Raw genomic sequence first — 24,902 nt, 5'->3', positions numbered from 1 at the left:
GGACAAAATACTTTACTAAGGATTACTGATAAACGTACTGGGTAAAAAGAATATCTTTGACAATTTCTTGGCCAGTTTCTTCTTTAAGCACTTCATTTAACCGCGTTTTAGACTGCTCTCTTAACGCATCTCTTTGTGTTAGGTCTTTAATCACTTCCTCAGTTAAGCGATTGAAAAAATCGATTAATGCGTCTTGAATGAGCGGTAAGTGCTCTTCAACCAAATCGTAATGATCTTGGCCACGTACCACAACTTGTATTTGAACCACGATATAGCCAAGCTTTTTCCCCGTATTTTGATAAAAAGTTAAAATATTAGGGTCAATTTGGTAGTACATAAGTGGCTCTTGGTCTTCTGCAGCATTTAAAGAGGTCGATGGAAGCGCTGCCACCAAAAATATTGCCAGAGTAATTAAAAGAGCTTTCATAAAATTTAAATTGCTAAAAAACGATAAGGTATTGTAAGTATAGTGGAAAATTTGCGGCTTTTTTTAGAAATAGACCTGGTTGATGAATGCGGGGTAAAGGAAGGACGCAAGAGGCTAAGCACAAGTTAAGCATAGAAAATGGTAGAAATTAAATTTCTACCATTTCAAAGTCTTCTTTACCTACGCCGCACTCAGGACAAAGCCAATCTGCTGGAACATCTGCCCATGCCGTACCGGGCGCTATTCCATCTTCTGGCCAACCTTTGGCTTCGTCGTAGATCCACCCACAAACAATACATTCCCACTTTTTCATGACTGTCTCACTTGATAGTTTTATCGCAAAGGCGCATTTATAAAGATTTTTAACCGAAACTGCAAGTTACTGGCAAAAAATGTCAATAAATGGCGACACTTTGTTATAATCCTCGCTAATTCAGAACTAAATAATAGAGTATTGATTGAACGCTCAAATTTTATCGTTGCTAAGTGATAGGGGCAGCTTAACTGGTCGCTTTAAACAAGTCATGGGCGCTGCACCGCAATTGACGAAGTTAAATCAGGGCAAAAAGTTTGTTTCTGCAGAAGAGCGTATTTTATTAGAAATACCAGAACGCCAATATGCGTTGGTACGAGAAATAAAAATGGGAAATCAGTCTAAAAACTGGCTTTTCGCGCGTACCACAATACCTTTAGCGACCTTACAAGGTGGCGCATTACGCATTTCAATGCTGAACAACGAGCCTATTGGAAAAATCTTGTTTGGTAGAAATGGTGCTGAGCGAACTTTTATGAATGTCGAGTTAACGACAGAATTGCCACCAAGTTTGGCGCAGCTCAATGTTGCGACCGAGCAGCCGCTTTGGATGCGCCGCTCTATCTTTGAGTTTGATAGCGGGCCTTTATTAATTAGTGAAGTGTTTTTACCAGATTGTCCTATTTATAACGACACTCTCATTTAACCTGACTTATAGGCAGCCAGCGTGACTAAAGCTAAAATAAAATTAAAAGCGAACAAGCAAGAGTCAACTGACCGAGGCCCAAAGGGAGCTTCCCAAATTACTTTTTGGGGTACCTTGCTAGAATTAATTGGTGAGATAAAGCAATCGTTGGTGAGGCTTTATTATAATCCCCTTGTACGTGAACGGCTGCGCCAATATGCACTTTTAATGCGGGTTGATAAGCCAATTGGTATTTTGTTGTTACTTTGGCCAACTTTTTGGGCACTATGGTTAGCGGCTGAAGGAACGCCCAATGTCAGTTTGATTGTTATTTTTAGTCTTGGTGTATTTTTGACTCGGTCAGCCGGTTGTGTGATTAATGACTTTGCTGACCGTAACTTTGATGGAAAAGTTTCACGAACTGAAAATCGCCCCTTAGCAACCGGCAAAGTTTCAGAAAAAGAAGCTGTCAGCTTGTTTCTTGTTTTAGCTTTAGTGGCTTTTTCCTTGGTTTTTCTGCTCAATACACTGTCTTTAATGCTGTCGGTTATCGCTATCATTATTGCAACAGCTTATCCATTTATGAAGCGCGTAACTTACTTTCCACAAGTTGTATTAGGAGCAGCTTTTTCAATGGCAATTCCAATGGCTTATGCTGCTACCAATAATGAAATATCGAATCAAGCTTGGGTGCTCTATATTGCTAACTTATTGTGGGTGTTGGCATATGACACTTTATATGGAATGGTTGATAGAGCAGAAGACTTAAAAGTAGGCATTAAATCGACGGCTATTTTATTTGGTGAAGCCGATTTACAAATTATTGCGACAATACAGGGCTTTTTCTTATTTGGAATGCTGCTTGTTGGGCAGAGTTACCAGTTAAATTTTTGGTATTATTTAAGCTTGATTGTTGCAGCGTGTTTAATCGCATGGCAAATATATAGCGCTCGAAGTCGTCAGCCGGCAGTGTGCTTTAATGCTTTTTTGAATAATAACTGGGTTGGGGCTGTGATTTTTTGTGGTATTCTACTCTCTACCTCAGTGTGAATTCTCCGTTAAAGGAATAGGGCTATGACCGCAAAAATTTTAGTTGTCGAAGATGATTTTGCTAATCAAAGGGTAGCAAGCTTGTTTTTGAAAAAACTCGGTTATGAATCTGACATTGCAGAAAACGGTCAGCAAGCTATTAATATCTTGGAGAATGAAACTTACCAATTGGTCTTTATGGATTGTCAAATGCCGGTAATGGATGGCTTTGAAGCGGCTCGACAGATTAGAAATTTAACGAATGATAATCGAGACATACCGATTGTCGCTTTAACCGCTAATGTCGTTAGCGGTATCGTTGAAGACTGTAAGCAAGCTGGCATGAACGATGTACTAAATAAGCCGATTCAACTGCAAACCATAAAAGACATGCTGGACAACTGGTTAAACTAGTAAGCCTTTATTTATCACAGCCCGGCTAAAGGTTTTTATTGGTACACTGTTTCGGTAAATAAGCTTCATTAATTTTTTGGGCATAACATAACCAGTCGTAACGTCCACTATTATTCAGCTCTGGTTGAAGGTAAACTGAGCGTCCACTAATTTTCTCCGGCTTTTTAAATGTAATAGCCAAACTCCCATTGTTAGTAACTTGAATGTAATAGCGTTGGGTATTAAATTCGTTTGAGTTTAAATTTGCTTGCTCAAAATTTACTGGCCAATAGCCGCTTTCTTCGGCGTAATTCTCAATCGCCGGTGTCGCACTTTTAGCATGTTCTATGCCTTGAGAAATACCTGCTCTAATACTGTAATCTTGATATGCAGGCAGTGCGATTGCTGCAATAATACCGGTAATGGGAATAATTAAAACTAACCCTACTACGCCCGCAATGGCTAACGCAGACATTCCTTTAGGCGGATTTTGGTTTACCTGCTGAATTTGTTGCGGGCCAAAGTGCCGGTTGACAACTACTGCGCTGGCTATAATATCGTGAAGTGCTTGTTTACGGCTGGTAAATGCAGCCATTAGGTAGCCAATACTAAAAGTAAAATTAGAAATCACACCTGACAGCTGTCTCCCTGCCGCGTGAGCAAAGCTTAGTTGTTGGCCTTGCATATCGGTTACTTTAATACCTAACATGCGTTTGCCTAAAGTGGCTTGGCCGCTTGAGCTTTCAAGCAATGCAAAATATAGCAGGCAAATGGCTAACCAAATTCCAACTAACATAACAGCCTGCGCGACCGCAAAATTTAAATTAGTCGGTGCTACCGATACCCCTAAAACAGCAACACTAATGATAGAAATTAGGATGTAGATAATAATGTAGTCAATAAAGTAAGCAACGACACGCTTCCAAAAACCAGCATAAATATAATCTGCAGCCATTATCGGTGCGTCTTGTTGTTGTGGTGAATCATATGGCGAATGTGACATTGCAGCTAAAGAGTTTCCACAACTTACGCAAAATTTAGCCGTGTAAGGGTTGGCCGCCTGGCAAGACTGACAATTGATAGTGTTAGACATAATGGGTTCTCTTTAGCCGTGTTTTAGTCAAAGTAGATTTTTTGTGCTTTGCTGTCAAGTTGCGACGCTGCTTATTCGTTTGTTGAGCTTTTTTAGTGAGCCGCATTGGCCTTAAATTTCTGCCGGGTTTAAATTGAGTTTCGCTAGTTGCTCGGTCACTAGTTGCTCTGCTCGTTGCCAATCTACTTGTTCTATTTTTGTTAAATTTTCGCTCAGTTGAACCAGTATTTTATTTTGAATAATGCCGCGTTGGTATGCTTCTGCATAAGGTAGCCGGTGAAACATTACCATGGAATAACGAGGGCAAAAATAGTCTGGAAAACGCTTTTCTAGTTCAAATGCGATTTTAGATTTAAGTATAAATTGCGCGTCATTAACCGAATCACGCATGGTAATGTAGTTTTCAATAGCCATTGTGGCAATCGCGTCTGCATTAGGTTTGCGCAGTTTTTCAGTTTGTGAAAATACGCTCTCCCAATCGTGAGCTGATTGAGCAATAAGCTGATCGAGTTGGTAAACATCTTCAAACCCGCAGTTCATACCTTGCCCATGAAAAGGTACAATTGCATGAGCGGCGTCACCAAGCAACAGAGCTTTATCTTTATAGTGCCAAGGAGAGCACTTTACTGTACTTAAACTGCCTGTAGGGTTGTTAAAAAAGTCATTTTGCAAACTTGGTAATAGCGGCAATAAATTGGGGAAGTAATCGCTAAAAAATTGATTCAGTTTTGCTGGGGTATTAATACTAGCAAAGCTGACTTCACCTTCATTGGGCATAAACAGAGTAACTGTAAAACTACCGTCTAAATTAGGTAAAGCAATTATCATAAAGCCGCCTCGAGGCCAAATATGAAGTGCATTTTTGTCAATTTGAAAGTCACCTGTAGCGGTTGCAGGAATGGTGAGCTCTTTATAACTGTGACCGAGTGGCTCAATAGAGTTTATGCCGTCTAACTGGTTATGGATAGCATGACGAACTGCAGAGGCGCTACCATCGGTACCGATTAAGTGCTGAAAGCTGTGCTGAGTAATTTCACCGCTTTGTTCATCGGTGAGTTCAATGGTATTTTCTGCATGGTTCACTTGAGTACATTTTTGGTTAAAGTGAATGCTCACGTTGCCAAAGCTCTCAGCTGCATCCATACATAAAGAGTTAAGATCAGCACGAGAAATTGAGTAAATTTCTTCTTCTGGCCTTTGACCATAAGGTTGAAAGTTTAGATTGCCGGATATATCGTGGATCATGCGGCCTTTCATCGGTATAAGCATGGCTTCTACTTGAGGCATTAAGCCGGCTTGTTTTAGTGGGTGAATACCGCGATTAGCGAGTGCTAAGTTGATTGAGCGACCAGCAGAGATATCGGTTTTGCGCATGTCGGGGCGGCGCTCAAAAATTTCTACTTGAAAGCCTCGCTTGGCCAAAAAAACGGCGGTTAAGCTGCCTACTAATCCTGCACCGATTAAAGTGATTTTTTTATTTTTCATGTCGCTAATCCTAAGCTTGTAAACTTTTTTTGAGAATTTTGACAAAGTTAAAACAGTCGCTAAAAGTATTATATAAAGGCACCGGAGCGACGCGAATAACATTAGGGTGTCGCCAATCTCCAGTCACTCCGGCGGCTTCAATTCGATCAAATACGGTTTTACCGTCGAGCCCGTGAGTGTTGACCGTTAAACTAAGCTGACACCCATATTCGTTTTCTGTACTAGGCGTTAAAATTTGGATGTCGTCGCCCAACTCTTCGTTAAGTAAAAATCTTAAATAATCGGTTAGTTGACGAGATTTTTTAGCCAGCTCATGAATGCCTCCGGCTTGCTTAACCGTATCTAGCGAAGCACGAATCGCTGCCAATGACAAAATAGGGGGATTAGAAAGTTGCCAAGCTTCGGCGCTTTGCATTGGTTGAAAACTATTTTCCATTTTAAAACGGGTCGACTTATCGTGACCCCACCAGCCAGCAAATCTGGGTAAATCTGCGGAGTTATGGTGCTTTTCATGAACAAAGCAGCCCGCGACAGATCCCGGTCCAGAGTTTAAATATTTGTAGCTACACCAACAAGCAAAGTCTACCTGCCATTGATTTAACTTCATCACTACATTGCCTGTCGCATGTGCTAGATCAAAGCCTACCATACAGCCTTTGGCCTTTGCTGCAGCGGCAATTGCCTGCATGTCAAATACTTGACCAGTATAATATTGAACGCCAGGTAACATGACGAGCGCAATTTCATCACCGTGGTTGGCAATGATTTCAAGAATATCCTCAGTTCGAATACTCGCTTCTTGATTTCTTGGCTTAGCAAAGAGCATGGAATCGGCAGGATTAAACCCGTGAAATTTTATTTGTGACTCAACCGCATAGTGATCTGAGGGGAATGCGTGTTCTTCAATAAGAATTTTATTTCGTGTGGCAGTTGGCCGATAAAAGCTCACCATCATAAAGTGTAAGTTGGCTGTCAAAGAGTTCATTGCGACTACTTCGCTAGTCTTAGCGCCGACTAAATCTGCAAAGCCTTGGGCTAAAAATTCGTGATAGGGCATCCAAGGAAAATCGCCACTAAAATGTCCTTTCACACCCAATTTTTGCCATTGACTGAGCTCGTAATTTAAATATTCTGAAACTTTTTTAGGCTGCAGCCCAAGCGAGTTACCACATAAATAGATTTCATCTTCGCCGTTAGCTTGCTTGGGAATATGAAACTCATCTCGCATTTTGGCTAGAGGATCATTTTTATCCAAAGTTTGTGCAAAGTTTAAATTGTTTTCAAATTGCATAATAGTCTCATTCAAAAAGTTAGCTAATTTCAGTAATACCGCGAGGGTAAAAATTAATTTGTTATAAAAAATTATTCGTTTAATAAGGTCGTTTTATACAATACTGGCATTGAAGGTACAGCATCGGTCAATATTCGTGGTACTTGTAAATTGCATAAATAAAGGCCATCGACAATTGTGTCACTAACAAAAACCATTTCAGAAATTGTTTTGGCGGTTTGTGTCTTTGCGTTTAGATTCTTTTCGGCAGGATTAACTTGCCAAAAAATACGGTGGTTGCTTAGCTCTCCTTGATCATACATTTTATCGACGGAAGGAAAGTCCACCATTAAGTGTTGAACCTTGCGTTCCAAAATATAACTCATGGCGTCATTGCTTAAATAAACGGGATAATTTTTCTCGCTGTAAACGGCAGTTTGTTTATGAGTTGGATTAGGTAAGGTTCTAATCACTAAGCCTTGTAATTCTTGGTCACTAAAATGTTTGAGCTGAGCCTGAATTTGAGCTTTAGTAATGACTCGATTGTTAGAATCAAATCCTGCGGCATAGTGATCTGAAACTTGGCTAGCTATTTCTGGCTTTAATGAAATTAACACCGCAGGAAACAGCGCTTGCGGTATTGCTTGAAATACCGCGATAGGTTCGTTAACTATATGTGAAACAGATTCAGTGTGTGTGCCGTTGCAGTGAGCAACTAGCGTTAGTTGGTTTACATTGCAGCTTCCGCCTTGTTGCGTGTCACCGATAAAGCCGTCAGCGGATAGTGGCTTGCTGGTACAGTTAGGCGCGCCAAAATGATTTGGCTGTGGTTGGTTAGGCGTTAGCGTGATCGCAATATTTAGCGAGTTTGTAAGGTCTACGTGGTATCGTTTTGATGCGATCTTTACAGTTAGTTCCATAAGGCTCAATCCTGCTTGCCTAAGAAACGTTCTGCCTCTAGTCCAAGCCATTCAAGTGCAGTACCGTGGAGCAATTGTTGTCTTATTTTTTCGTCTTGTATATGCTGATTAATCAGTTTTCCTGGTTGCAGCTCGCCTAGCGGAAAAGGGTAGTCACTACCAAGTGCTAGTTTGTCTGCGCCCATAAGATTGATTAAGTAATCCAACATAGGTGCGTCATGAACGAGCGTATCTAAATAAAACTTATCGAGGTATTCTCGTGGGTTAATCGGATTGTCTTTAGCCACTAAATCGGGGCGACAATTAAAACCATGTTCAATTCGACCGATAGTTGAAGGGAACGAACCACCGCCATGGGCAAAAGCCACTTTAAGGTTCGGTAAGCGCTCAAAAACGCCTCCAAATATCATCGAGCAAATCGCCAATGAGGTTTCTGCAGGCATACCGACTAACCAGGGGAGCCAATAGTCTTTCATTTGATCTTTCCCCATCATGTCCCATGGATGGACAAATATACTCGCATTTAAATCTTGTGCTGCTTCAAATACGGCAAATAGTTCGGGTGCATTTAAATTCCATTCATTAACATGAGAGCCAATTTGAACGCCACTCAAGCCAAGTTGCATACAGCGCTCTAGCTCTTTAATTGCAAGATCTGGTGATTGCAATGGAATGGTCCCTAACCCAGCAAACCTGTGTGGGTATTGGTCACAAATACCCGCTATGTGATCATTTAATAATTTTGAAATATCAAGTGCGTCCAGAGGCTTAGCCCAATAACTAAACATCACTGGAACCGTGGATAAAACTTGCGCACTGACTTTATGTTGATCGCACTCTTGAATACGTACTTGAGGGTCCCAGCAGTTAGCGTCAATTTCTCTAAAGAAGGTTTCGTCTTTCATCATGCGGGCGCAGCCGCAGCGGTGGTGGTCGAGATGAATCCAGCCACCATAACCATATTTTTCTTTTAGGTTTGGCCACTCTTTAGGCAATATGTGGGTATGTATGTCGATAGTAAGCATTGTGAATATTCCTAATTTTTTTAGTTAAACTCATATTGGTTATGTGGCATGACTTCGCCACATTGTTCACAAGTGCGCAGTGATTCATTGGATAAAAAGCGATTAAAAACGGCGCCAAAATCATTCTCTATATCTTTTAGTGGAAATGACTCATGGTAAAGTTGGTGGTTACAGTTTTCACAAAACCACATTAAAGCATCAGTGTCTTCAGGGCGACGAACTTGCTCAATAACCAAGCCAATAGAGTCTTTAAAGCGAATTGGAGAATGAGGTACTTTGGGCGGGAGTAAAAATATTTCACCTGCTTTTATAGGGTAGTCTACAACTTTTCCATCTTGTTGGGTGCGTAGCAGCATTTCTCCCTCAAGCTGATAGAAAAACTCAGGGCCTTCGTTGTAATGAAAATCTTTGCGTCCATTTGGGCCGCCAACCACCATGATTATCATGTCTCCTTCACGGTAAACTTCTTTATTGCATACCGGAGGCTTCAACTTGTCTCTATTATCGTTGATCCACTGCTGAAAGTTTATTACTTGCATTGGTGCGCTCATCGTTTAGCTCCTTAATCTTGTGAGTTGGCTCACTAAGTTACTTTTTATTAGGCCGCTGACTTTTAGCTTGGTTATTTTTTAACTGTTGCTATACATTTTAGTTCTATTGCGATAGGTGTCGGTAAACAGTTAATTTCTAGCGTTGTTCGGCAAGGTTGATTGTCAGCAAAGTATTCTGCATAAATTCGATTATAAGTCTTAAAATCATCTTTCATGTTCGTGAGAAAGACGGTGACATCGACTAAGTTCATCCAACTTGAACCCGAAGCTTCGAGTATTATTTTTACATTGTCAAAAACACTGCGACACTGGGCTTCAATATCATAAGCTGCAATGCTGCCATCAGGATTGAGCGTGACCCCAGGAATTTCGCTAGTACCGGCTTTGCGAGGGCCAACGCCAGAAAGAAAGAGTAAATCTCCAACTTGACGCGCATGAGGGTATAGGCCGACTGGTTTAGGCGCGTTATCGGTATTAAAGGTGTTGTTTTGCTGAGTCATAGTGAAACCCTTGATGTTTTTTCTGAATATTAATCTAGTTCTAAAGTTGAACATTTATTAGTGACTATTTCGTCTAAGAAAGCACTGTTAAGTCACTGGATTGGGTATAAGCCAATTAAAGCTTAGCACAGAGGAGTTGCGCGATAGAAAAGGAGAAGGCTAGTTTAAAATAAACTTGCAACCTTGCTGGCTAGCAAAGATGTTGTGCGATGATTTATTAATTTTTATTGATTTCATTAGATAAGTTAATCAATAGCCAAAAAGGAACTTGAATAGACTGATTTTAGGAGCAATTGTTGTCGCTGTAAACCTTATATCGGCATAAATTAAGCATTTTTAGTCAACCAATGGCTGTTAGTCAGCTCAAATAAAAGAATGAGCCAATGGGAATAGTTTGCTAAATCATTCGTTATTGCGCTAATTGCTCTGTCGGACAGGTCGCTGCTATTGTGCCTGTTAGCTATTAGGGCAGTAAGATTAAGGCATTACGTTTATGACAAAAATAACTCGATAGCATGAGTTTTTAGTTTTCGGTTCAATACTTTATATCGTAATATGTGAAGGTAGCTTATTAAATAATGACGAAATTAAAGGAATACACCATGCAGGTGTCAGAAGAGTTTGAGGATTATCGGCGACAAGCCTATTCGCTCGCGTATCGTTTGCTAAGCAATAGAGATGACGCGCTAGAAGTCGTGCAAGCCTCGATTGAAAAGGGGATTAATCATGCCAATGCGCCGCGCTTAGATCATCCTGAATTTAAACCGTGGCTTTTTACCGTGGTAAGAAACAAGTCTATTGATATTTTAAGACATAAAAAACGCGTACCAAAGGTAGAGCACGAAGATTATCATTCGAGCGCGCCAAACTCTTTAGAGCCAGATAAAAGCCTACATCAATTGCAGTTGAAAGAGGCGCTTGAGCAAGCAATTAACGAATTAAAAATGCAACAAAAAGAAATCATTCTACTTCGTGATTATCATAATTTTAGTTACGCTGACATTGCAAAAATTTTAGGTATTGCCAACGGTTCTGTTATGTCTAGACTACATCGTGCGCGTATGGCTTTAAGAGAAATCCTGATTAATCGGGGTATTTCACTAGGAGGCGACTTATGAACCCTTCGTTAGATTCAAATGAAGATCAAAAATTAATGCGTTTATCGGGTTATATCGATGGCGAACTCACCCAACAAGAAGCGCAAAAAGTGGCGCTGTTATTAGACTCCGACTCAGAGTATCAACAGCTATATACTGAGCTTAAATTAATGCGCAATGAAGTACAGTCTTTAAGCCTACAAGATAAAGAGTTAAAACATTTAGATAAACTTTTTAAAGAGCCAATCGTTAAAACAAGCCGAATTTTTGGTCTTGCGCTCGTTTTTATCTCGGCAATAGCTGCAATGTTGTTAACGCTTTACATGATTTTTACGCATCCTGAGCTTGGCTTAATAGAAAAAGGACTTGTGGGGTTATTAGGGAGTGGTTTTATGTTGCTTTTAGTGAGTGTATTACGCCAAAGGCTACTCAGTTTAAAAAATGATAAATATAAGCGAGTGAAGTTATGAGCAGAGTAATCCTTTCGACCACGGAGTTTATTTACGGTAAGCAAATAATAAAGCACTTAGGGCTAGTACGCGGCACTAGCATTAGAGCACGCCACATTGGACATGATTTACTCGCCTGGATGCGGGGAATTGTGGGGGGCGAAATTCATGAATATACTAAGTTATTAGCAGAAAGTAGAGAGCAGGTACTTGATCGCATTATGCAAGATGCAGCAGAACTGGGAGGTAACGCGATTGTCGGACTTCAGTTTTCTACTTCTCATATAGCACAAGGTGCTGCAGAGCTAGTGGTATATGGTACTGCGGTTTTAGTTGAAGATGCCAATGATTTACTCGAAGAGTTAAACGAGCAGACTTAAAATGCTTGCTACACTATTCATACCTATAAGCCACTAACGCTAATGTGCTATGCTTTGACTATTCTAAATAGAACGATCTCGGTCGTTTAATAAATTAATTGGTAAAAGGTTAGGTATGAAAATTTTGGTTAGAAATCTCGCTAGATCAACAACAGAAAGCGAATTAAAAGATCTTTTTACACAGCAGGGCAGTGTGCAATCATGTGATTTGGTTTTAGACAAAGAGACTCAGCTGTCTAAAGGGTTTGGTTTTGTAGAAATGCCCAAGGCAGGTGAAGCAAAAGCGGCAATCCAAAAGTTAAATGGATTAGAACTAGGTGGTAATAAAATTAGAGTGAAAAAAGCCAACTAATATAGGTTTGTCTGTCATGGCAGAGGTGATTGTTTTCGCTTCATTGTTTCTTAACTACTTAAGAGGCGCTCAGAGTCTATCGCTTAAAATAATGGCTAGGCCTGTTTTTGGAGTGAGTGCAAGATATTGGTAAGGTCATTATAAGTTTCGGCAACAACAAAAAAGGCGCTTTAAGCGCCTTTTTTGTTGCAAGTTTAGTTAGCTCAGTCTTGCTGTTTAGCTTCAATTTTAGCCCAACTGTCCCGCAAGGTAACCGTGCGATTAAAAACTAAATTTTCTTCGCTATGTTGATATCTATCGGCACAGAAATAACCTTCTCGCTCAAATTGAAAGGCGTCTTCTGGCTTGGCATTTGCTAAACTCATTTCTACTCGTGCGTTGTCAATAACTTGTAGTGAGCTTGGGTTTACTGTCGCTAAAAAATCTTCTGCTGCGCCAGGATTTGGCACATTAAATAGACGATCATAGAGTCTAACTGTTGCTGTTCTTGAATGACTTTCCGATACCCAGTGAATAACGCCTTTGGGCTTATAGTCTTCTGGGTTTTTTCCTAAAGTGTTAGGGTCGTAACTACAAAGTAGTTCGGTAATTTCACCATTCTCGTCTTTAATAACTTGGTCACAAGTAATAACATAGGCGTTACGCAATCTGACAGCTTTGCCGAGCACTAAACGCTTATATTTTTTATTGGCACTCTCTCTAAAATCGTCTTTATCGATTAAAATAGTTTTTGAGAAGTATATTTTTCGACTGCCCATAGACTCATTTTGCGGATGATTAGGTGCATTAATTTCTTCTACTTTGTTATCTTCGTAGTTTGTTAGCGTAATTTTAAGCGGGTTAAGAACTGCCATGGCGCGAGGAGCATTATCGCCCAAATCTTCGCGAACTGAGTTTTCTAGTAAGCTCATTTCAACGGTATGAACTTTCTTAGTAACACCGGTTCGCATAACGAAATCTCTGATCGCAAAAGCGCTAAACCCACGTCTTCGCATGCCAGAAATTGTCGGCATTCTTGGGTCGTCCCAGCCGTCTACTACACCTTCTGTCACCAGTAAATTGAGCTTTCGCTTGCTGGTAATTGTATGCTCAAGGTTGAGTCGAGAGAATTCTATTTGCTGCGGGTGGCAGTCGATAGAAATATTGTCTAATACCCAATCATAAAGCGGTCGATGATCTTCAAATTCAAGCGTACACAGCGAATGAGTCACGCCTTCTATGGCGTCCGAAATACAGTGTGTAAAATCATAAGTAGGATAAATGCACCATTTGTCTCCGGTACGAATATGGTGCTGACGCTTTATACGATATATCGCCGGGTCGCGCATATTCATATTAGGTGATGCCATGTCAATTTTGGCGCGCAATACTTTTTCGCCGTCTGCAAATTCGCCCGCCTTCATGCGCCGAAACTGATCTAAATTTTCTTCAAGGCTTCGCTCGCGATAAGGGCTGTTTTTTCCGGGCTGTGTTAAATTACCGCGATAGCTGCGCATTTCTTCTGCGCTTAACTCATCTACGTATGCCAGCCCTTTTTGAATGAGCTCTTCTGCATAAAGATAAAGCTGATCAAAATAATCGGCAGCATGGCGAATTTCGCCTGACCATTCAAATCCTAACCACTTGACGTCTTCTGCAATAGCTTCTGCGTAAGCTGCTTCTTCTTTGGCTGGATTAGTATCATCAAACCTCAAATTACATTGACCTTGATAGTCGTTAGCAAATCCAAAATTAATACAAATAGACTTTGCATGACCCACATGTAAAAAGCCATTGGGCTCTGGTGGAAAGCGAGTTTGCACTTTTTGATGTTTACCCGACGCCAAATCGGCTTCAATGATATGTCGGATAAAATTCGCTGGTTTGGTCACTTCGGTACTCATTTTAAGTCTAATTCTCTGCTGTATGGTCGAAAGTTGAGCGCACAAAACGCAATATTAAAGCCAATAAAATGTAGATATGGCCTCAAAAGCGTGATTTTACCTTAGATAAGCTAATTCTCGAAGCTCTTAATCAGATTATTTAAGCATGGCTTTTAGGTGACTAAACTAGGCGTAATGATATGCATGAGTTATAATCTCGGCTAATTACCCTGAGGGGCGGCTAGAATTAGCCTGAGAAGTAACGTTATTGAAGTTAAATAACTTGAACCCTTAGAACTTGATCCAGTTAATGCTGGCGTAGGGACAGGGAAGTGCACCTCTAGAGTTATTCGTTGCTTAAAAAAAGCTAGCGTCGTGCAGTTTCTTACTTCCTACCCCAAGCTACATAGTGAAATCATTTGGAGTAGTGGTTTATGAAGTCCACCTTAGCCGTATCAACTTGCCTTATCTTAAGTCATTCTTGCTTACCACAAGCCTTTGCGCAAGCGCAATCTGAGCCGACCGTAACAGACGAAAACATTGTTGTAGTAACCGCTGATTTCAGAGATAAAAGTGTATTGCGCCTGCCGACTAGCGTGAGCGTTTTGTCTGAAGATGAGTTAATTAAAAATAATGCACATCACCTTTCTGACGTATTGAACTTAGCCCCTAATGTTAATTTTGCTACAGGGGCATCAAGAGGTCGCTTTATTCAAGTTCGTGGAATTGGAGAAAGAAGTGAGTTTTCTGAACCTGTAAACTATTCTGTGGGCGTGGTTCTTGATGGTATTGATATGACAGGAATCGCGTCTGCGGCTACTTTAATCGATACTCAACAGGTTGAAGTTTTGCGTGGCCCACAAGGTACTCTATATGGCGCTAATGGGCTTGCTGGATTAATTAATATTGTTTCTAATCAAGCTTCTGCCGAGCCAAACTTTAAAGTTTCTGCTGGTGTCGAAAGTCATTCGGGCTACAATTCGCAAATTGTCGCTACAGGCCCAATTACCGACGCGTTACTCTATCGCTTTGCTGTTGGTCAGTATGCAAGTGATGGACACATGAAAAATGTGTTTTTACAAACTGACGACACTAACAATATTGATGAAACAAGTGCTCGTTTAAAGCTTTTTTATCAACCTAGCCAAGACTTTCAATTAGAAACTAATTTTATTTTTGCCGATATTGATAATGGATATGATGCTTTTAGTTTAGACAGCAATTTCAATACTTATTCTGATGAGCCTGGTTTTGATAAACAAAGCACTAACGCTTTCTCGGTAAAAGCGCAGTGGAGTTTAGACGAAACTTTAATCCAAACTTTAGTAAGCCGTGCAAACTCTGACTCAGAATATGGTTATGACGAAGACTGGAGTCATCCTGCAATTTGTGAAGGTACGGCTTGTGACTCAGATTTGTTTGGGTTTGATTGGTGGTATTCATCATTTGACAATTACATTCGAGAGAATACTAACAATAGCCTAGATTTACGTTGGTTATCCAACTCAAATAGTCAACAGAGTAATTGGGTTGTCGGTTTATACGCGCGCCAGCAAGAGACTCGTTTAATTCGAGAATATACTTTTAACACCAGTGATTTTAATAGCGAGTTAAATAAAAACAATTATGCACTCTATGGGCAAGTTGAATCGCCTCTGGGCACTAAGTGGTCATTGATTTCTGGCCTAAGGTTCGAGAAGCAACAAACTGACTATCAAGATAACAATGCAATCTTAGCTAAGGGCAGCGAAAACTTTTGGGGTGGAAAGCTGGCTATAGAATATGCTTTTGCTCGAGAGCGCATGTTTTATTTATTATTGTCGCGAGGTTACAAAGCTGGTGGTTTTAATAATCGTCCTGAAATACCAGCCTCAGATCGCGCATACGCGACAGAATTTATGTGGAACTTAGAGTGGGGTGTCAAAGGTAACTGGTTAGAAGATAGAGTGATCTTACAGTCTAGTGTTTTCTATCAGCATAGAAAAGATATTCAATCGAAGCAATCAAGAGTGACTTCGCGTGCCGATGGCCGATTATTAACCGAAGGCGGCGAGTGTCCTTGTGATTTTAATGATTACATTAAAAATTCAGCGCAAGGTATTAGCTACGGGCTCGAGTTTGAGTTGCAATGGCTAGGTTGGGACGACGCGAGTGTTTATACCAGTGTTGGTTTGCTTCACACAGAGTTTAAAGATTTTAGTAGCTTTACTCACAACTTGGCCAACCTACAAGTTGAGCCACCAGTACCTTATAATTTAGATGGTAGAGCTGTGGCTCACGCGCCAGAGTATCAAGCAGTCGTTGGAATTGATTATTTTATTAATGATAAATGGACTTTAACACCTCAGCTGGAATTAAAAGACGAGTTTTATTTTTCTGACCGTCACCAACTTAAATCTCGCGATTATACTAAGTTAAATTTAAACTTAGCCTATCAAGCTGAAAGTTGGTCGTTAAATGTTTTTGTTAATAATGCAACTAACGAAAAAATTCAAACACGTGGATTTGGTAGCTTTGGTAATGACCCTAGAAAGTTCTATGAAACCGAGGGTTATTTCCAGTTTGCGGCCCCCAGAGTCTATGGAATAAGAGCTAGCAAAAGTTTTTAAAAGTCAAAATCAAAACACAAAAAAGGCAAAAACATGCGGATTTCTCTAGAGTTAAGTTTATATCCATTGTCTGACGATTTCTTATCCATTATTAAAGAAGTTGTAGAAATGCTCAATGCGCAAAGCGATGTTGAATGCGTGACCAATAGCATGAGTACTCAAGTGTTCGGCGAATATGATGCGGTAATGAGTTTATTAAACAAAGTAGTTCGTTTTTCTTTTGAAAAGTATGGTAAGCAAGTTTTTGTCGCAAAGTTTTTAAATGGTGACGTAGCAGCAAGCCGCGTAGTTGAATAACAAAAAACACAGAAGAAGTCAGTTGTGATTGAAAACCTTATTCAGCAAGTCATTGTTACGAGTCACTGGGAATGGCTAGCGGTTGTCCTTGCTGTTTTCTATATTTTTCTTGCCATTAAGGAAAGCGTTTGGTGTTGGCCCGCGGCATTTTTAAGCACCGCTATTTACGCGGTACTTTTTTTTGACGTTAGTCTCTACATGGAATCTATTTTAAACGCGTATTATTTACTCATGGCAGTTTATGGCTGGTATCAATGGTCTTTTGTTAAAAGTAATGAGTCTACCAAACCCATTGTGAGGTGGTCTCTAAAGTCGCATCTATTGTTGAGCGTTAGTCTATGTGGTGTGGTTTTGGTCTCGGGCTTTTTACTTGAAAAATATACTGACCAAGATTTTGCCTATTTAGACTCATTTACAACGTGGTTTGCTATTGTCGCCACTTATATGATGGCCAAGAAAGTTTTAGAGCACTGGATCTATTGGGTTGTAATTGACGCTTTTTCTATCTATCTTTACCTTAACAAAGGCTTCGCGTTAACCGCTTTGTTATTCGCGGTTTATACGTTTATGGCAATCACTGGCTGGATACAATGGAAAAAACACTTTGAAAACTCCAACCCAACCTAATTGGTGGCCATACTCGGCAACTAGTTGGCAACAATTATCGGTTGTAGTTGCTACGCTTGACGTTAGTTGTTTAGAAGAGCTAAGCAATGAAGCCAATTGGCGGCCGCAAGCTGGTGGCGTGACCAATTTTAATTATTGCTTAACTTTGGGTCATAAAAAGTTGTTTGTACAAATGATCGACGCAAGCAAGCTAGAGCGGCTGCCGCAAAAGAATTTTTACCCTATTTGTAAACTATTATCACATAATCAAAAAATTCAACCTTGGTTAGCAAAATGTTATTTAGATGCCGCAGAAATTAGAATTTTTGAATGGCTAGATGCGATGCCGTTAAGTGCGGAATATTTTGATGATTCGCAAAACATAGATCAGTTGTGTTTATTTTTAAGTTACTTACATGCAGATATTGGTACTTTGCCAATTTTAAATATGAAAGCTCATCTGCAACACTATTATGATTTAGCTGTGGCTGCGCACCCAGAAAAAGAAACCACTTATACTCAATATTTAAAGCAAGGGTTAATCTTTAGTAAAAGTTTTGTACCAAGTAAAACCTGTCATAATGACCTATCTCCAGGCAATATTCTTAAAGGGGACTCGCTCTATATTATTGACTGGGAATACTGCTGCATTAGTGACCCTTTGTTCGATTTGGCAGGCGTTAGTTTAAATTTCAATTTAAATTCTGAACAAGAATTGAGACTACTGAAGTGTTATTCAAATTTATCTTCTACTTTTTTTCATAAAGACAAGTTCTATGAAATGAAGTCTTTATATGATCTAGTTTGCAAACTATGGGATGAAACGCAATAAAGTTTTAAAAAGCCTCGGTTTTACATTTTTCAATCATTTTGCTAAACCAATAATACGATTTATGGACTATAGTTATAGTGTGTTTCTGGTCTGATGAGTATGCATTATGAGAAGTTCAAATTATTTACGACAAGCCAAACGACGCCAAAACAGAGATGTTGCAGCGGATGCCACAGGCTATATGCCAAATGATCAAATTATTGGTAAAGATACTCTCGCTAGTATGATGGATGTGACAATAACCACCGTAGAGCGTTGGATTAGAGATGGAATGCCAGTGGAGCAGCGGGGATCGCAATTGCAAGAATGGGTATTTAATTTATCCGCAGTAAAGCAATGGCATCAAGAAGCTAATCAAGATTAAAATTTTTTGTGTAAAAAAGCCATTGTAACGAATTACAATGGCTTTAATTTTTGCTTCTTTGTATTAAGGAGCTAGCTCGACTACTTCTTCAACTAAGTCTACAAGGACACTTCCAGTTAACGGGTTTACAGTAAATGCTAACACCTGCTCCTCTAAGCTTGGTTGTGGCTCAACTTCTGCATCAGCCATTTGTTGCTGACTAGTGGTTGAACTTTGGCGTTGCTTATAAGCCGTAACTTTTACTCTAAAAGTAAATAGTTCGTGCGCTGTATCATCAAATTTTAAAGTACGCACTGCCGAAGTTTCTCCCGCAGAAAATACTTGATCATCTCCGAGCGAATTAGAGTAACTAAAAAACGCACCGTTTTTTCCTCTGCCATCGCCGCCGTGATCAGCATTGAGTACTTTTACCGTACCAGTTGACGACTTCACTTTGAAAACTTTCATTTCCATTAAAGGCACATAGTCAGTATTTGACTTGTTTAGTAAAGCAAGATCAAGACTAAATACACCATTAACTAAACTCACGTTGGAAATACTCGAGTCAACTTTACTAGTAATATTTTTTTTACTGCGTCTATCGACTAGTACTTCAACAGCCTCACTCGGTGGCGACACATAAAAACCTAGCTTGCCGTCGAATAATGCTTTAACTCGATAATAGTGTACGCCGTTAGAAACATCGTTAACGGTATACTCGGTGGTAGTTGCATCGACCGAGCCAAGCAGAGTGAAGTTTTCGCCATCGCTTGAATGCTCAATTTCAAAAGCTCGCTCGCCACCATTTGGCATCCAGTTAAGGGTAATTTCGCCGTCAAAATCTACACTTTGATTTTGGTTGTTAACAAAGTCAGCAGCTGGCTGTGAAAGTGATGGAGCGATGCCACCCAGTTCTTGAGTGCTATTTAGTTGAAATGCAACTGGTGCATTAGCCCAACCAGATACGCGATAAGTGTAGGTTCCTGCGCTAGAAACATTAGCTTCAATATGCTCAGGTCCACCGGCATTAGTTGAAGCGCCAATTTGGTTGCCGTTAGGGTCTAGTAAAAATAAATCAATGTCATCTATACCATTGCCATTATAAGTTAAATCACCAACTAAGCGGAACGCAGCATCTGTCACTTCAACAGGAAAGTCGATATAAGTGGCACCTTCCACTGCTGCTGCGTTATTGTCACCCGCTAATAAGCTGCCGTTAAAAGTTTCGCTTTGCGTACCAACAACTGCAGCAGGCTCACTCATCGTGGGTTTAAGATAAAACGGCATGCGCAAGCTTTCACTACCATTGCTACTTTTAGCAACCACATACCACATCATTTGTAGTGGTGATGTATCGCCATTGCTTCTAGTTTGCATTGCTTGTCGAATTTTATCGCCGTCGATTTCTGCAACAACATCAAAAGTTGCGGTATCGTTGCCACTAACACTAACGCTCGACTTTGATAGTCGCACTGAAATGCCGTCGATTTGTAGTTCTCGATTATTAGCAATGCTTAGCTCATAAGTGGTTGGCTCAGAGTTTAACCCTTGCATCGTTACAGTCACTGGAGCGCTATTTAAAATGCGATTATTAACCACCGGAAGGGTGGCGTAAGAGTAACTTGCTAAAAACTCTGGTTCAATGATGCCGTCACCAGGTATACCCATGATTGCTCGAGTTTTCGCAGCGGCATTAACATCAATTAGGCCAGCACCTTGCGCTAGAATACTATCATTTTCAATGCCATCTGCTTTGGGTGTGTCATCGGCAAAGCGCGGGTTTGTTGCCGTGTTCATTAGCGCAGCTCTTACCGTTGCGACTGACCAGCTAGGGTTAGCTTGCAGCACTAATGCTGCTGCACCAGCAACATGAGGAGAAGCCATACTAGTACCGTTAGCCGATGTGTAACCAGTAGGGTTCGCCATAGAGGCTGTAGGTGGACCACTTTTAGTGGTCGCCGCTAAGATTGCAACGCCAGGAGCAGCTAAATCGGCTTTAATTTGACCTAACCCGATAATCGGGCCACGCGAACTAAATCCTGCGATTGAAGGTACAAACAGGTTAGGATCCAATGGGTTGAGTTGAATTTCTCGATTAGAAATACCCGCAGCATCATAGCCTAGCGATTGAAGAATTTCGCCATTGCTACCGGAAATAGTCATGACCGGAGTCGCAGCAGGAGCTAATACCGCACCTACTTCACCAGGCTCGTTGTTATAAATAACCGTCGCAATCGCACCTTTGGCTTGGCAGTTAGCGGCTTTATTGGTAAATAAACCCGTACCATTATCTGCGGCTTCTGCAGTACTACCTCTTTTTGCCAAACATATATTTCCAGCAACGCTAACCGGAACTTGGTCTGGCGTGTCCGCTAAACCGGCGTAAACATAACGGCCGCGTATTGGCGCAGTAATAGGCTGTTTTGCATTGGAGTCGGCAGATAAGGCGGCTGCCATAGCAGGAATACTGGTGTCTGGGCCACTAGCGTCTTGCGTTAATACTTCAACACTATTAGGAATAACGCCAGGATCATTACTGGCTGCCACGGCAATCACGTGACGTCCTGCCGCAGGTGAGCCTAAAGTATTTTCGCCTGGGCCGTCATTGCCAGCGGCTGCCACCACAACAGCGCCAGCTAAAGCTGCATTACTGGCTGCTACGGCAGAGGAGTCGTCTGGACCGCCTGGGCCGCCTAAACTTAGGTTAATGACGTCAGCAACTGGTTTAGCATATCCGGTTAGTGTTCTTGGAGAAACTGCGTCCTCAAGAGCAAGTAATGTTCCAGGGGTTAAGCAGCGCCCCGCCACATTACAAACTTGATACCCCATTAGCTTTGACTGAGGAGCGACACCATGTACAGGTACATCATCAGATGTGTTAGGCACGCCGTCGGAGCCCGGTGCCCAGCCTAAGTATCCAGATGACGTTGCGGCAACATGAGTGCCGTGACCGTATGTGTCTACGCCCTCTCCAGTAATTGGTAAATAGTATGTCACTTTATTATTGTTGGCCGCGGGTGTCGGTGGCAGAGCCCCATGTCTTGGTGGCGTTGCATCGTCTCCAAACATTGGGTTAGACCAATCGATTCCTGTGTCGATAACTGCAACATAAATGCCTTGCCCTTCATATCCTTCACGGTGGTCATCGTAAGCCGTTAGCTCAGGAATTTGTCCATAGAGTTTTGGCGCTTGTGTATACGCAGTACTGCGATCGAGTTGCGGTGTTAGCTCCTTTACATCGTGAACTTTTTTCACTTGGGGCATTGACGACAAAGCTGCTAAGTTGGAGTCTGGCACGTCTAAGTTAATACCGTTAAATACTAAAGTATAACGATACTCAACATTGGTGGTCTCATTGTTAAAAAGCGGTATATCCACTGATTCTATTTGAGCGCTAATACCGCTGTTGGTTAATGCTTGTAAAAAGTCATTTTGTTTGTTTTTTAGTTCGTTGCGCAACGCTTCAATTTGAGCATCTGTTAACGGGCTGCCGGACTTTTTAGCTTGGTAAATTTGATGAGCGACAGGTGCGTCATTGAGTTCAACAATTACTGACTTTGCTAAGCCTGATGTTGATGTAACACCTAGAGCAAGGGCGACGACAAGATTCGCACCAGTCCTTCGAAATGGATTCGACATGATTTTTTCCTCATTTTTATCGTTATAAAAAAGCCACTTATAATTTTTTTTAGTTTGAGGTGGCATTGAGTTTTTTTGTTGTAGTGATACTGCCGCTGATTCATCACAACACACATTTTGAGGCGGATTAAAATAGCCCATTAAAAGTCTATTTAATCTCCTCGTTATGGTTAAAAATTGAGCGCGATTACGATGACATAAACTAAAACTAGGGGGTATCAGGAGAATCCCCTTAATGCTGTAGGGGGAATCCACTATATAAGGTGTTTTAATTGCCAATTGTGAATTGGAACTGAGGAGTTATTCATTTTTAATATAACGGCAAAATATCTCAAAATTAATATAAGCAACCAGAGTTTAGCCGAGTGACTTTTTATAAATTGTTATATTAATTGAATTCTTACCAAAGCTAAGGCAGTATCTAAATTAAATTATTCAAGGGAGAGCTGCGCATGCGAGTATTTTTTCTGATTCTTGGATTGAGTTTTTACTCAGTCGTGAGCAATGCACAGCTTTCTGTCACCGAACAAAAAGTTGTCAGTCAGGTTGAAAAGCTAGTACCGCAACAAATACAACTATTAGCAGACTCGGTCAATATTAACTCGGGCACGCTAAATGTAAAAGGCGTTAAGCTGGTGGGTGACTTAATCAACGCCGAACTTGTTAAGCTAGGGTTTACTACGCGTTGGATTGATATGCCTGTAGCCATGAATCGCGCTGGACATCTTGTGGCTACGCGACGGTTTGGGGATGGGCCAGTGATACTTCTCATGGGACACCTTGATACAGTGTTTGAAATAGATAGCCCATTTCAAACCTATAGCCAGCAAAACGAAATTGCAACTGGTCCTGGTGTGGCTGACATGAAAGGCGGCAATACAATTGCATTGTATGCTGTGCGCGCTTTAATTGAGCAAGTTGAATTAAAGCGGGGGACTATTCATTTCTTTTTTACCGGTGATGAAGAGTCTGCCGGTAAGCCAATATCTCAATCTAGAAAAGCTCTTATCGATTTAGCCAAACAATCTGACTATGCACTAAATTTTGAAACTGGTCACCCTGAGTGGTCGGTGATAGGGCGCAGAGGATCTTCCGGCTGGCAGCTTAAAGTAACTGCCAAACGAGCCCATTCTTCAGCTATTTTTAACGAAAGTGTTGGTGCTGGAGCGGCGTTTGAAATGGCTAGAATACTTAATCGTTTTTATAATGAAGTACGTGGTGATTTTGGATTAACTTTTAATCCTGGCGTGGTGGCAAGCGGCACTTTTATTGAGCAAGGAGAAACTTTGACTTCGCAAACGGTTTCTGGAAAAACTAATGTTGTTGCTCAGCAAGCTGTCGCTTATGGCGGCTTAAGGTTTATGAATGAAAAGCAGAAGGAAGCGGCGCGCGATAAAATGCGGCTGATAGTGAAGGATAGTTTACCGCAGACTTCTTCTGAAATTATTTTCACCGACAGCTATCCTGCAATGCAGGAAACGGCAGCCAACCGATTATTACTGCAGCAACTTAACCAAGTTAATACTGACTTAGGCTTGCCGGTGCAAAAGGCGTTTCCACCGGAAAGGCGCGGTGCGGCAGACGTTAGCTTTGTAGCACCTTATGTCACTTCAATTGATGGATTAGGAATTTATGGCATTGGCGCGCATAGCGTCAATGAAAAAGCAGATTTAAAAAGCCTACACGCAGTGACTCAGCGAGTATCGATTCTTATTTATCGATTGCTCAATAGTTCAAAATAAAACAACAACTAGCGTGGACCGAAGTTTGTATGCTTGTGACCCACGGTATTGATTTTTATACGCAGGAAAGGCCACCAGTTAATTAAATCTTAACTAATTGATGGCTAAGTTGTTACGCCAAAAATAGGAATTAATAAGGATATGGAATCTAATGGCAAACCGACATCAAATTTTTACCATCTTACAAAATGGTATTTAATTCTTAGCTTTTTACGTAAAATTTCGCAGTCTTTATCGTTATCGGAAAGGCTTCACAAACTACGTCAAATTATCCATTTTGGGCCGTGGCGCGTAGTACCTATTAAGCTAATTAGAATGCTACGCCCAATCCCTCAGCAGCAACTTTCTGAGCATTCAATATTGCCTAATATTGTTGTTGATCAAGTGGTTCAAGAAATACGCGATAACAGCTTTGCATTTGGTGGGCAGTTACCTAAAGACCTTCTAACCGCGATTACTCAAGTAACTAATCAATTACCTCCAGACGAGTATCAGTATGTGCAGCAGGTTAATTCTAATATTTTACAAATTACCCAAGATCCTAATATTCTTAAAGTAGTAAGAAATTACTTACAATGTGAGCCAGTATTATTAGAGGCCTCGTTATTTGTTTCGCAGCCCGAAATTAACTTACCGTTTGACGGCCAGAATGCATTTCATTTTGATTATGCGGGGTGGGAATCGCTGAATGTTTATGTGTATTTAACCGATGTGAAAGTAAACTCTTCATACCATGTGGTGGCTAAAAGTAGCCATAAACAAATCTTGCTAAAAGATATTTTAAAAGGTGAACTCAGCATAGCTGAGGGGGAGCAACGATTTGCGGGTTCGATACTTAATGTTTTAGGACCAGCAGGCACCGTTTTTTTTGAGAATACAGAAGCGTTTCATCGTCGGCATCGCGGGAATGAAAAACGGGTCATGCTAAACTTATTGTTTGCGTCTCACAAAAGTTTATTAAGCCACGGCCGCGCGAGTCGAGAGCAGTTAGCAAAACGTGATCGAGAGTTTGCGAAATTACAAAATTGAACCCTGTGATAACAGCCTTAGCACGCTTTGTGTT

At 40.9% G+C, this 24,902-nt stretch carries 25 protein-coding genes and 1 riboswitch; of the genes, 14 read left to right on the top strand and 11 right to left on the bottom strand.

Going from position 1 to position 24,902, the window contains the following annotated elements:
• Positions 1-22: 22 nt before the first annotated feature.
• A complete protein-coding gene (locus tag ACUR5C_RS14310) occupies positions 23-427 on the bottom strand; it encodes a flagellar basal body-associated FliL family protein (protein ID WP_454465852.1) in 405 nt (134 codons plus the stop codon).
• A 148-nt stretch (positions 428-575) separates the two neighbouring features.
• Positions 576-740, bottom strand: coding sequence for a rubredoxin (locus ACUR5C_RS14305; RefSeq protein WP_454465851.1), 165 nt, complete (start codon positions 738-740; stop codon positions 576-578).
• A gap of 145 nt (positions 741-885) precedes the next feature.
• Between ACUR5C_RS14305 and ACUR5C_RS14300 the strand changes: the two genes are divergently transcribed.
• From ACUR5C_RS14300 to ACUR5C_RS14290, 3 genes are read left to right on the top strand one after another with little or no spacing between them, the layout of a single operon-like run.
• Positions 886-1,386 carry a chorismate--pyruvate lyase family protein gene (locus ACUR5C_RS14300; RefSeq protein WP_454465850.1) on the top strand — a complete coding sequence of 167 codons (501 nt, stop codon included), beginning with the start codon at positions 886-888 and terminating at the stop codon, positions 1,384-1,386.
• 21 nt (positions 1,387-1,407) lie between these two features.
• Positions 1,408-2,415: a 4-hydroxybenzoate octaprenyltransferase gene (gene ubiA, locus ACUR5C_RS14295; protein ID WP_454465849.1), complete on the top strand. Its 1,008-nt coding sequence runs from the start codon at positions 1,408-1,410 to the stop codon at positions 2,413-2,415.
• Positions 2,416-2,439: 24 nt separating this feature from the next.
• Complete coding sequence (locus tag ACUR5C_RS14290) at positions 2,440-2,808, top strand: response regulator (RefSeq protein WP_454465848.1); 369 nt, start codon at positions 2,440-2,442, stop codon at positions 2,806-2,808.
• A gap of 25 nt (positions 2,809-2,833) precedes the next feature.
• Here ACUR5C_RS14290 and ACUR5C_RS14285 read toward each other — a convergent pair whose 3' ends face one another.
• The 7 genes from ACUR5C_RS14285 to ACUR5C_RS14255 all read right to left on the bottom strand — a co-directional run bounded on the left by ACUR5C_RS14285 (position 2,834) and on the right by ACUR5C_RS14255 (position 9,631).
• A complete protein-coding gene (locus tag ACUR5C_RS14285; protein ID WP_454465847.1) occupies positions 2,834-3,880 on the bottom strand; it encodes an RDD family protein in 1,047 nt (348 codons plus the stop codon).
• A gap of 111 nt (positions 3,881-3,991) precedes the next feature.
• The gene (locus ACUR5C_RS14280) at positions 3,992-5,365 is read right to left on the bottom strand and encodes an FAD-dependent oxidoreductase (RefSeq protein WP_454465846.1); all 1,374 of its coding nucleotides are present in this window, start codon (positions 5,363-5,365) and stop codon (positions 3,992-3,994) included.
• 10 nt (positions 5,366-5,375) lie between these two features.
• Complete coding sequence (kynU, locus tag ACUR5C_RS14275) at positions 5,376-6,656, bottom strand: kynureninase (RefSeq protein WP_454465845.1); 1,281 nt, start codon at positions 6,654-6,656, stop codon at positions 5,376-5,378.
• Between the two features lie 71 nt (positions 6,657-6,727).
• On the bottom strand, positions 6,728-7,555 hold the full coding sequence (locus tag ACUR5C_RS14270) for a cyclase family protein (RefSeq protein WP_454465844.1): 828 nt from the start codon (positions 7,553-7,555) through the stop codon (positions 6,728-6,730).
• Between the two features lie 5 nt (positions 7,556-7,560).
• Positions 7,561-8,580 carry an amidohydrolase family protein gene (locus ACUR5C_RS14265; RefSeq protein WP_454465843.1) on the bottom strand — a complete coding sequence of 340 codons (1,020 nt, stop codon included), beginning with the start codon at positions 8,578-8,580 and terminating at the stop codon, positions 7,561-7,563.
• Between the two features lie 20 nt (positions 8,581-8,600).
• Complete coding sequence (locus ACUR5C_RS14260) at positions 8,601-9,131, bottom strand: 3-hydroxyanthranilate 3,4-dioxygenase (RefSeq protein ID WP_454465842.1); 531 nt, start codon at positions 9,129-9,131, stop codon at positions 8,601-8,603.
• Positions 9,132-9,202: 71 nt separating this feature from the next.
• Positions 9,203-9,631 carry a RidA family protein gene (locus ACUR5C_RS14255; RefSeq protein ID WP_454465841.1) on the bottom strand — a complete coding sequence of 143 codons (429 nt, stop codon included), beginning with the start codon at positions 9,629-9,631 and terminating at the stop codon, positions 9,203-9,205.
• Between the two features lie 578 nt (positions 9,632-10,209).
• Here ACUR5C_RS14255 and ACUR5C_RS14250 point away from each other — a divergent pair.
• From ACUR5C_RS14250 to ACUR5C_RS14235, 4 genes are all read left to right on the top strand, one after another.
• Positions 10,210-10,749 (top strand): RNA polymerase sigma factor, encoded by a 540-nt coding sequence (locus ACUR5C_RS14250; RefSeq protein WP_454465840.1) that lies wholly within the window; start codon positions 10,210-10,212, stop codon positions 10,747-10,749.
• On the top strand, positions 10,746-11,198 hold the full coding sequence (locus ACUR5C_RS14245) for an anti-sigma factor family protein (protein WP_454465839.1): 453 nt from the start codon (positions 10,746-10,748) through the stop codon (positions 11,196-11,198). Before ACUR5C_RS14250 ends, ACUR5C_RS14245 begins: the two co-directional genes overlap by 4 nt.
• Positions 11,195-11,557, top strand: coding sequence for a YbjQ family protein (locus ACUR5C_RS14240; protein ID WP_454465838.1), 363 nt, complete (start codon positions 11,195-11,197; stop codon positions 11,555-11,557). Before ACUR5C_RS14245 ends, ACUR5C_RS14240 begins: the two co-directional genes overlap by 4 nt.
• A 115-nt stretch (positions 11,558-11,672) precedes the next feature.
• A complete protein-coding gene (locus ACUR5C_RS14235) occupies positions 11,673-11,909 on the top strand; it encodes an RNA recognition motif domain-containing protein (protein ID WP_454465837.1) in 237 nt (78 codons plus the stop codon).
• A gap of 203 nt (positions 11,910-12,112) precedes the next feature.
• Here ACUR5C_RS14235 and ACUR5C_RS14230 read toward each other — a convergent pair whose 3' ends face one another.
• A complete protein-coding gene (locus ACUR5C_RS14230) occupies positions 12,113-13,792 on the bottom strand; it encodes a glutamine--tRNA ligase/YqeY domain fusion protein (RefSeq protein ID WP_454465836.1) in 1,680 nt (559 codons plus the stop codon).
• 202 nt (positions 13,793-13,994) lie between these two features.
• Positions 13,995-14,113, top strand: a riboswitch (TPP riboswitch).
• A 92-nt stretch (positions 14,114-14,205) separates the two neighbouring features.
• Here ACUR5C_RS14230 and ACUR5C_RS14225 point away from each other — a divergent pair.
• The 5 genes from ACUR5C_RS14225 to ACUR5C_RS14205 all read left to right on the top strand — a co-directional run bounded on the left by ACUR5C_RS14225 (position 14,206) and on the right by ACUR5C_RS14205 (position 18,479).
• The gene (locus ACUR5C_RS14225) at positions 14,206-16,380 is read left to right on the top strand and encodes a TonB-dependent receptor (protein ID WP_454465835.1); all 2,175 of its coding nucleotides are present in this window, start codon (positions 14,206-14,208) and stop codon (positions 16,378-16,380) included.
• 33 nt (positions 16,381-16,413) lie between these two features.
• Positions 16,414-16,677 (top strand): YkoF family thiamine/hydroxymethylpyrimidine-binding protein, encoded by a 264-nt coding sequence (locus tag ACUR5C_RS14220; protein ID WP_454465834.1) that lies wholly within the window; start codon positions 16,414-16,416, stop codon positions 16,675-16,677.
• Between the two features lie 24 nt (positions 16,678-16,701).
• Positions 16,702-17,304, top strand: coding sequence for a nicotinamide riboside transporter PnuC (gene pnuC, locus ACUR5C_RS14215; protein WP_454465833.1), 603 nt, complete (start codon positions 16,702-16,704; stop codon positions 17,302-17,304).
• Positions 17,282-18,115 (top strand): phosphotransferase, encoded by an 834-nt coding sequence (locus tag ACUR5C_RS14210; protein WP_454465832.1) that lies wholly within the window; start codon positions 17,282-17,284, stop codon positions 18,113-18,115. The genes pnuC and ACUR5C_RS14210 overlap by 23 nt, the downstream gene beginning before the upstream one ends.
• A 106-nt stretch (positions 18,116-18,221) precedes the next feature.
• Positions 18,222-18,479 (top strand): hypothetical protein, encoded by a 258-nt coding sequence (locus ACUR5C_RS14205; RefSeq protein ID WP_454465831.1) that lies wholly within the window; start codon positions 18,222-18,224, stop codon positions 18,477-18,479.
• Positions 18,480-18,542: 63 nt separating this feature from the next.
• Here the strand turns inward: ACUR5C_RS14205 and ACUR5C_RS14200 are convergent, their stop codons facing one another.
• Complete coding sequence (locus tag ACUR5C_RS14200) at positions 18,543-22,097, bottom strand: S8 family serine peptidase (protein ID WP_454465830.1); 3,555 nt, start codon at positions 22,095-22,097, stop codon at positions 18,543-18,545.
• A 452-nt stretch (positions 22,098-22,549) separates the two neighbouring features.
• Here ACUR5C_RS14200 and ACUR5C_RS14195 point away from each other — a divergent pair, with 452 nt between their 5' ends.
• Together ACUR5C_RS14195 and ACUR5C_RS14190 are read left to right on the top strand one after the other, a co-directional pair.
• Complete coding sequence (locus tag ACUR5C_RS14195; RefSeq protein WP_454465829.1) at positions 22,550-23,839, top strand: M20/M25/M40 family metallo-hydrolase; 1,290 nt, start codon at positions 22,550-22,552, stop codon at positions 23,837-23,839.
• A gap of 141 nt (positions 23,840-23,980) precedes the next feature.
• Positions 23,981-24,868 (top strand): hypothetical protein, encoded by an 888-nt coding sequence (locus tag ACUR5C_RS14190; RefSeq protein ID WP_454465828.1) that lies wholly within the window; start codon positions 23,981-23,983, stop codon positions 24,866-24,868.
• Positions 24,869-24,902: the final 34 nt, after the last annotated feature.

This window comes from Aliikangiella aequoris (genome assembly GCF_053709105.1).
Note: the sequence above shows the minus strand (reverse complement) of the source record. Positions and strands in the feature narration are given on the sequence as shown.

Coding starts and splice junctions, on each gene's coding strand:
- ACUR5C_RS14310 (WP_454465852.1), bottom strand. CDS start 427: ATGAAAGCTCTTTTAATTACTCTGGCAATATTTTTGGTGGCAGCGCTT.
- ACUR5C_RS14305 (WP_454465851.1), bottom strand. CDS start 740: ATGAAAAAGTGGGAATGTATTGTTTGTGGGTGGATCTACGACGAAGCC.
- ACUR5C_RS14290 (WP_454465848.1), top strand. CDS start 2,440: ATGACCGCAAAAATTTTAGTTGTCGAAGATGATTTTGCTAATCAAAGG.
- ACUR5C_RS14285 (WP_454465847.1), bottom strand. CDS start 3,880: ATGTCTAACACTATCAATTGTCAGTCTTGCCAGGCGGCCAACCCTTAC.
- ACUR5C_RS14280 (WP_454465846.1), bottom strand. CDS start 5,365: ATGAAAAATAAAAAAATCACTTTAATCGGTGCAGGATTAGTAGGCAGC.
- kynU (WP_454465845.1), bottom strand. CDS start 6,656: ATGCAATTTGAAAACAATTTAAACTTTGCACAAACTTTGGATAAAAAT.
- ACUR5C_RS14270 (WP_454465844.1), bottom strand. CDS start 7,555: ATGGAACTAACTGTAAAGATCGCATCAAAACGATACCACGTAGACCTT.
- ACUR5C_RS14265 (WP_454465843.1), bottom strand. CDS start 8,580: ATGCTTACTATCGACATACATACCCACATATTGCCTAAAGAGTGGCCA.
- ACUR5C_RS14260 (WP_454465842.1), bottom strand. CDS start 9,131: ATGAGCGCACCAATGCAAGTAATAAACTTTCAGCAGTGGATCAACGAT.
- ACUR5C_RS14255 (WP_454465841.1), bottom strand. CDS start 9,631: ATGACTCAGCAAAACAACACCTTTAATACCGATAACGCGCCTAAACCA.
- ACUR5C_RS14250 (WP_454465840.1), top strand. CDS start 10,210: ATGACGAAATTAAAGGAATACACCATGCAGGTGTCAGAAGAGTTTGAG.
- ACUR5C_RS14245 (WP_454465839.1), top strand. CDS start 10,746: ATGAACCCTTCGTTAGATTCAAATGAAGATCAAAAATTAATGCGTTTA.
- ACUR5C_RS14240 (WP_454465838.1), top strand. CDS start 11,195: ATGAGCAGAGTAATCCTTTCGACCACGGAGTTTATTTACGGTAAGCAA.
- ACUR5C_RS14235 (WP_454465837.1), top strand. CDS start 11,673: ATGAAAATTTTGGTTAGAAATCTCGCTAGATCAACAACAGAAAGCGAA.
- ACUR5C_RS14230 (WP_454465836.1), bottom strand. CDS start 13,792: ATGAGTACCGAAGTGACCAAACCAGCGAATTTTATCCGACATATCATT.
- ACUR5C_RS14225 (WP_454465835.1), top strand. CDS start 14,206: ATGAAGTCCACCTTAGCCGTATCAACTTGCCTTATCTTAAGTCATTCT.
- ACUR5C_RS14220 (WP_454465834.1), top strand. CDS start 16,414: ATGCGGATTTCTCTAGAGTTAAGTTTATATCCATTGTCTGACGATTTC.
- ACUR5C_RS14205 (WP_454465831.1), top strand. CDS start 18,222: ATGAGAAGTTCAAATTATTTACGACAAGCCAAACGACGCCAAAACAGA.
- ACUR5C_RS14200 (WP_454465830.1), bottom strand. CDS start 22,097: ATGTCGAATCCATTTCGAAGGACTGGTGCGAATCTTGTCGTCGCCCTT.
- ACUR5C_RS14195 (WP_454465829.1), top strand. CDS start 22,550: ATGCGAGTATTTTTTCTGATTCTTGGATTGAGTTTTTACTCAGTCGTG.
- ACUR5C_RS14190 (WP_454465828.1), top strand. CDS start 23,981: ATGGAATCTAATGGCAAACCGACATCAAATTTTTACCATCTTACAAAA.